We start from the raw sequence: 6,364 nt of genomic DNA, 5'->3' as shown, positions 1-6,364 counted from the left end.
TAGGCCTTGGCGTACCACTGGAAGGCTTTGGCGATCGGCATCGGATTGGCCGAGACGTTGGCGCAGAACTCCACGCTGTCCGGCGGGTTGCAGGACGTGAAGGTGAATATCCAGGTGTGGAAGTCGTAGCGGCCGTCGATCCAGGCGTTGTAGTGGCCGGCCACCAGGCCGGCGCTGGCGGGTGGCGCGGAGAACACCGCCGCCGCGGCCAGTGCCGCCGCAGCCGCGCCGGACAAGACACGTCGCACCGCATTTCCTTTCGCCGTCGGTAGGAAAAATCTAGGCCAGTAGCCCCCGTGTTCCAAGGGTTAGGGTCCGCCGATGCCGACGCACAACGCACAGCCGTTACGGGCCGGGTTGGTGGTGGGTGCCCTCGGGGTGGTGTTCGGCGACATCGGAATCAGCCCGATCTACACCGTGCAGACGTTGTTCAACCCGGCCGGATGCTGATCGTCACGCCGCTGACCTACGTGACGCTGGTCATGCGCGCCGACAACGACGGCGAGGGCGGGGTGATGGTGCTGATCACCCTGGTGCGCCGGTTCGGCGGCCGCTCTGATCGGCGGGTGTGCAACGACGCGGAACCGCGACGGTGGGCCGGTTCTTCGGTCCGGTGATGGTGGTGTGGTGATCGGCATCCTCGGGCGCGGGTCGAGGTTTAGGGTTGAGCTGATGCCTGAGATGACGACCTGCGCGGCGACGACCTGCGCGATCGTCGGTGGCGGCCCCGCCGGGGTGGTACTGGGCCTGCTGCTGGCCCGGGCCGGCGTCGAGGTGACGCTGCTGGAGAAGCACGCCGATTTCCTGCGCGACTTCCGTGGTGACACCGTGCATCCCAGTACGCTGCGTTTGCTCGACGAGTTGGGATTGTGGGATCGCTTCGCCGCGTTGCCGCAGAGCCGGATCGACCACCTCGGGTTCGACGTCGACGGCCGCGAGGTCACGTTGGTCGACCTCCGCCGGCTGCACCAGCCGCATCCCTACATCGCGATGGTCCCGCAATGGGACCTGCTCAACTTGCTGGCCGAGGCCGCCCAGTCCGAACCCACCTTCACGTTGCGGATGCGCCATGAGGTGACCGGCCTGGTTCGCAACGGCCCCGCCGTAACCGGCGTGCGATACCGCAGTCCCGCCGGTGACGGCGAGTTGCTTGCCGACCTGGTCGTCGCCTGCGACGGTCGTACCTCAACGGTGCGGTCGGAGTCCGGACTGCCCGTCCGGGAGTGGTCGGTGCCGTTCGACGTGTGGTGGTTCCGGCTGCCCCGGGACGCCAGCGCCGAGTACTCGCTGGTGCCGCGCACCGCGCCGGGGAAACTGGCGGTGGTGATCCCGCGCGAGGGCTACTTCCAGATCGGCTACCTGATTCCCAAGGGCAGCGACGAGCGGTTGCGCGCCCGCGGGCTGGCGGCGTTCCGTGCCGACGTTGCCGCCCTGATGCCGGAGGCGGACACCTCCGGGCTGTCGTCGTGGGATGACGTGAAAATGCTCGACGTCAAAGTCAACCGACTCACGCGTTGGCACACCGCCGGCCTGCTGTGCATCGGGGACGCCGCGCACGCGATGTCACCGATGGGCGGGGTGGGAATCAATCTCGCGGTCCAGGATGCGGTGGGGGCCGCCACCCTGTTGGCCGAACCCCTGCGCCGTCGCACGGTGACCGATGCCGACCTCGCCGCGGTGCGCCGACGCCGCCTGCCGCCAGTCGCCATCACCCAACGTCTGCAGCGAGTCCTGCACCGCCGACTGGTGGTGCCGGTCTTCCGCGGGGCCGACGGCAGACCGCCGGCCGCCCTCGTGCAGGTGCTCCGGAGGTTGCCCTGGCTGACAGTAATACCGGCACGGGTGATCGGCGTCGGAATACGCCCCGAGCGGGCTCCGGCGTTTGCGCGTCGATGACGGCGACTGAACCGCGGTTGGGATTGCGCGCCAACCTCTTTCAGTTCAGCCTTCTCGTTGCGGTCAACGCTCTGGTGGGCGGGATGGTCGGCCAGGAGCAGACGGTGCTGCCGTTGCTGGCCACCGAGGTGTTCGGACTGACCGGCTACACATTCCTGCTGACCTACGTCCTAGCGTTCGGAATCACCAAGGCGATCACCAACTATCTGGCCGGCACCTGGTCAGACCGATTCGGCCGCAAACCCGTTCTGGTGGCGGGTTGGCTGCTGGCCGTCCCGGTACCGCTGATGCTGATCTGGGCGCCGTCCTGGGGATGGGTGGTGGCCGCCAATGTGCTGCTGGGCATCAACCAGGGCCTGACGTGGTCGACCACGGTGGTGATGAAGATCGACCTCGTCGGCCCCCGACAGCGCGGTCTGGCGATGGGCTTCAACGAGGCCGCGGGTTACGGCGCGGTGGCGATCACCGCCTGGCTGGCCGGCTATCTTGCGGCCAACCATGGCCTGCGGCCCGCGCCGTTCCTGCTCGGGTTGAGTTACGCGCTGATCGGTCTGGCGTTGTCGGTGGTGCTGGTGCGGGAGACCCGCGACTACGCCCGGCTGGAAGCCGGCAGCCACCCGTCCGGCACCGAGGACGACGCCGCGTTGTCCGACCGGGACATCTTCGTCCGCACCAGTTTCACCGAACCGGCGCTGTCGTCGGCCAGTCAGGCTGGCCTGGTCAACAACCTCAACTTCGGGTTGTCCTGGGGGTTGTTTCCGCTGTTGTTCGCCGGCGCCGGACTGGCCGTCGACCGGATCGGGTTGCTGATCGCGGTGTACCCCGCGGTGTGGGGTGTGGCGCAGATCCTCACCGGCGCGCTGTCGGACCGGTGGGGGCGCAAGCACCTGATCACCGCCGGGATGCTCACCCAGGCGGTGGGTTTGGCGTTGGTCGCGACCGGTCAGAGTTTCGGGTGGTGGCTGGCGGCCGGAGCGCTGCTCGGGGCCGGCACGGCGATGGTGTACCCGACCCTGTTGGCGGTCATCGGTGATGTGGCCCACCCGTTGTGGCGGGCCCGGTCGGTGGGCGTGTACCGGTTTTGGCGTGACAGCGGATACGCCGTCGGCGCCGTCGTCGGGGGAGTGGCCGCCGACCTGTGGGGGTTGCGGGCGGCGGTGTGGACCGCGGCGGCGATCACCGCGGTCTCGGCGGTGGGTGTGGCGCTACGGATGTACGAGACGCATCCCAGGGACCAACCGGTTGCCGGTTCAACCGCCGTCGGGGAGTAGTCGTTCGGGGTGGTGGTAGTCGTTGGCACCGGGTGGTAGTGGTAACTGGGGCGGGGTAGCCATTCAGTGGTGCCGTCGCGGCGTTTACGGGTTTTCCACCCGCCGGGGGTAAGCAGGCGGTGGTGGGCGGGGCAGGCGAAGGTGAGTCGGTCGATGTTGGTGGGTCCGCCGGTAGCCCAGTCGTCGACGTGGTGGACGTCGGTGAGGTAGCCGGGGACGTCGCAGCCCGGCGCGGTGCAGCCGTGGTCTTTGGCGTGGAGCACGATGCGTTGGTCGGCGGTGGCGATTCGTCGGATGCGGCCGAGGTAGAGGGCCCGCTCGGTGTGCTTATCGAAGATGGATAGGTAGTGGTAGGCGTGGGCCGCCATTCTGATCAGATCACCCATTGGCAGCAGGCTGCCGCCGCCGGTGACGGCATGGCCCGTGGCGGTGCAGATTTGGTCGAGTGTGGCGGAGGCGATGACGGTGACGGGCAGCCCGTTGTGCTGGCGGAGTTTCGGGTCGCCGAGTTGGCCTCGCACGAGTGCGGCGAGGGCGTCGTGTTGGCGTTGGCCGTGGGTGCGGGTATCGCTGTCCTGGACGGTTTGACTGGGTTGGCCGGTGAGGGTGGGGGTTTGATCGGCGGGGTTGCTCATGCCGGGGGCGGCGAATTTGGCCAGCCAGGCGTCCAGCATGGTGCGCAGTCGTCGGAGAATTGGCCGTCGGGGTTGAGGCGGATGGCGAGCCGGTCGGCGAGTTTGTGTAGCTGGTCGGGCCGCAGTTCGGCGGGGTCCAGCAGTCCGGCGTCCCAGGCTTTGGCGGTGGCCGGCAGTGCGGGGGGGGGGGTCTGTCCGGTCAGGGTGGTTCGGGGCTGCAGTTGTGCGGCGTCGCGGATGCGGCGGCGGGCTTCGGTGGGGGTGATGCGCACGACGTCGGCGAGGACTTTGGCGACCGCCCCGCCCAGGGCCGGGTCGCGGCTGCGATCGATGAAACCGAGGAGGTCAAGTGCGGTGGCTGTGGCGCGGCGGCGGATGGTTTCCAGCCGGTCGAGAGGTTTCAGGCGTTCTCGGATCGGCATGGTGTCCCAGTCCAGCGCTCCGACCGCCCGGACGGCGGTATCCAGCCCGTCGAGGGCCGCCACGGCGGCTGTCGACTTCATGTTCGAAAAACTACGCCGTACGACTGACAAGAAATCTGTGGTCCAACTGGCGACTGTGGATAGTTACTGCTGCGCAGGCAATTCCGTCACGGTGAACCCGGCCAGCCAGTCCTCGTGCATCTCCCCGTCGATGGTGACCCGCCACTGATAGCGCTGCCCCACAGTGAGGTTCAGCGGCGGGACGGTGGCGATGAACGGGATGGTGACCGGTGTCCCGGCCGGGTGCACGGGGTGCCGGCGGGCGTTGATTGTGCTCTGCTCGGTTTGAGCCACCCGGTTACCGTCGCTGTCGACTAGTTCGGCGCGGATCGGGAACGATGCGCCGATCTCCGACCAGGCCACCTCCACGAACACGATCAGAACGTGCTGGGCGGTTGGGGTGGGGCAGGTGGTCCAGCCCAGGCCGAGGGCGTGCAGAGTTCCGCTCTTGTCCAGATGCCCGCTATGCGCGAGTAAGACCATGGCTCTCACGGGCATTCCCGGGGTGGGAATTCCGCGTGCAGGCTTTTCTTGTCGACTTTCTCGGTGCCGACGGTCGGCAGCGGTTCCCCGCGGATCTGCCACCGGGTGGGCACGGCGAAGTAGGCCACCTCACCGGCCATATGGGCGACGAGTTCGGCCTCGGTCGGCACCCGGCCGCCCGGCCGGTAGACAACAACCGCGGCCAGTTCCTCGCCGAGATCCGGGTGCGGCAACCCGATCGCGGCGGCCTCCAGCACGTCGGGATGACGCATCAGCGCCGCCTCGACGTGCGGGCAGGCAATGTTCTCCCCACCCCGGATCACCATGTCCTTGCTGCGGCCGTCGATGAACAGATAACCGTCGCCGTCGAGGTTCCCGACATCCCCGCTGTGCAGCCAGCCGTCGGAACCCATTGTGTCGTCTGTGATTCCGAGATAGCCGAGCATCACCGTAGGGCTGCGGACCACGATCTCGCCCCTACCGTCGGCGTCAGGGGCGTCGATGCGCAACTCCACGGTGGGAAGCGCGCGGCCGACCGTCTTCGGGTGCCGCTCCAGATCCGCGCCGGTGGCGACGGTGAAGAATCCACCGCCTTCGGTCATGCCCCACATGTTGACCATCCCGCGGCGCTGCAACTGCGGCAGCCGGCGGGCTAACCGCTCTAGCAGCACCGGCGGCACCGGTGCCCCGCCCAGCGGGAAGGACCGCAGGCTGGACAGGTCGTAGGACTCGAAGTCGGGATGCTCCAGCAGTCGGGCCGCCATGGTCGGCACCGCGCCCCAGCGCTGGATGCGTTCGGTCTCGATCAAGGCAAGGACCTGTCCCGGATCGAAGCGTCCGGTGTTGAACACGATCCGCCCGCCGGTGATGATCTGGGTGATCAGCGTGGCGAACGCGCCGATGTGGAACAGCGGCGTGGAGATGAGGTTCACCGGTTGGGGGCCGTCGGCGGGGATCAGATGCGGTAACTGGCCAGATCGGGCCAGCACGTTCTGCTGGTTGGCCACCACCGACCGGAAAGGCAGTTCGACCGCCTTGGGCATCCCGGTGCTTCCGGAGGTGAACAGGACGACCGCCGGGTCTTCCTCGTCGGCGGGGCCGGGGATGTCGGGGGACGCGGCGGCGGCATCGGTGAAGCAGCCGGCCACCTCGGCGATGTCCAGGGCCGGGCGGCCGACCAGATCCGGTGCATCGGTGATGACGGCCCGCGGGTTGAGAAGGGCGATCGAATGTTCGGCCTCGCGCGGACTCCACCAACGGTTGCCCAGCACCGGGACCGCACCGGCCGCCCAGATCGCCCACAACGCCAGCACCCAATCGGGGCTGTTGTAGGCCAGCAGCACCACCCGGTCTCCCGGTTGAATCGACAGCGGCCCCAGGCGTTCCCGCGCAAGCCCGATCGCGGCGAAGAACTGCCCGAAGGTGATGCGTCGCTCACCCTGGACCAGGAAGGGCCGGTCGGTCCAGCGGTCCGTCCCGGTCAGCAGGTCGGCGAAGGTGCGCGGCCGCTGCAGATAGACCAGCCCGGGGTGCCCGCCGTAGCTGCCGGCTGCGACCTCACCACCCCACGGGGACTGCACGTCGCCGATCTTAGGCG

The 6,364-nt window shown here is 68.4% G+C and carries 4 protein-coding genes and 3 pseudogenes; 3 read left to right on the top strand and 4 right to left on the bottom strand.

Annotated features, from left to right (window positions below; translation table 11 throughout):
* Window positions 1–248: pseudogene (locus ADBZ5N_RS04635) on the bottom strand (hypothetical protein); the annotation flags it as partial.
* A gap of 73 nt (window positions 249–321) precedes the next feature.
* Here ADBZ5N_RS04635 and ADBZ5N_RS04630 point away from each other — a divergent pair.
* The 3 genes and pseudogenes from ADBZ5N_RS04630 to ADBZ5N_RS04620 all read left to right on the top strand — a co-directional run.
* A pseudogene (locus ADBZ5N_RS04630) lies at window positions 322–569 on the top strand (KUP/HAK/KT family potassium transporter); the annotation flags it as partial.
* A 103-nt stretch (window positions 570–672) separates the two neighbouring features.
* Complete coding sequence (locus ADBZ5N_RS04625; protein WP_526256313.1) at window positions 673–1,896, top strand: FAD-dependent oxidoreductase; 1,224 nt, start codon at window positions 673–675, stop codon at window positions 1,894–1,896.
* On the top strand, window positions 1,893–3,167 hold the full coding sequence (locus tag ADBZ5N_RS04620) for an MFS transporter (protein ID WP_526256312.1): 1,275 nt from the start codon (window positions 1,893–1,895) through the stop codon (window positions 3,165–3,167). The genes ADBZ5N_RS04625 and ADBZ5N_RS04620 overlap by 4 nt, the downstream gene beginning before the upstream one ends.
* Here ADBZ5N_RS04620 and ADBZ5N_RS04615 read toward each other — a convergent pair.
* From ADBZ5N_RS04615 to ADBZ5N_RS04605, 3 genes and pseudogenes are all read right to left on the bottom strand, one after another.
* Window positions 3,147–4,305: pseudogene (locus tag ADBZ5N_RS04615) on the bottom strand (HNH endonuclease signature motif containing protein). The gene ADBZ5N_RS04620 and the pseudogene ADBZ5N_RS04615 overlap by 21 nt on opposite strands.
* A gap of 63 nt (window positions 4,306–4,368) precedes the next feature.
* Window positions 4,369–4,767 (bottom strand): DUF6941 family protein, encoded by a 399-nt coding sequence (locus tag ADBZ5N_RS04610; RefSeq protein WP_526256317.1) that lies wholly within the window; start codon window positions 4,765–4,767, stop codon window positions 4,369–4,371.
* Between the two features lie 5 nt (window positions 4,768–4,772).
* Entirely contained in the window at window positions 4,773–6,347 is a 1,575-nt protein-coding gene (locus tag ADBZ5N_RS04605; protein ID WP_526256311.1) for a class I adenylate-forming enzyme family protein, read from the bottom strand.
* Between the last annotated feature and the right edge of the window lie 17 nt (window positions 6,348–6,364).

The sequence above is a fragment of the Mycobacterium sp. genome (assembly GCF_044370595.1).
Classification (GTDB): Bacteria; Actinomycetota; Actinomycetes; order Mycobacteriales; family Mycobacteriaceae; genus Mycobacterium.
This window is presented reverse-complemented; position numbering and strand designations above follow the sequence as displayed.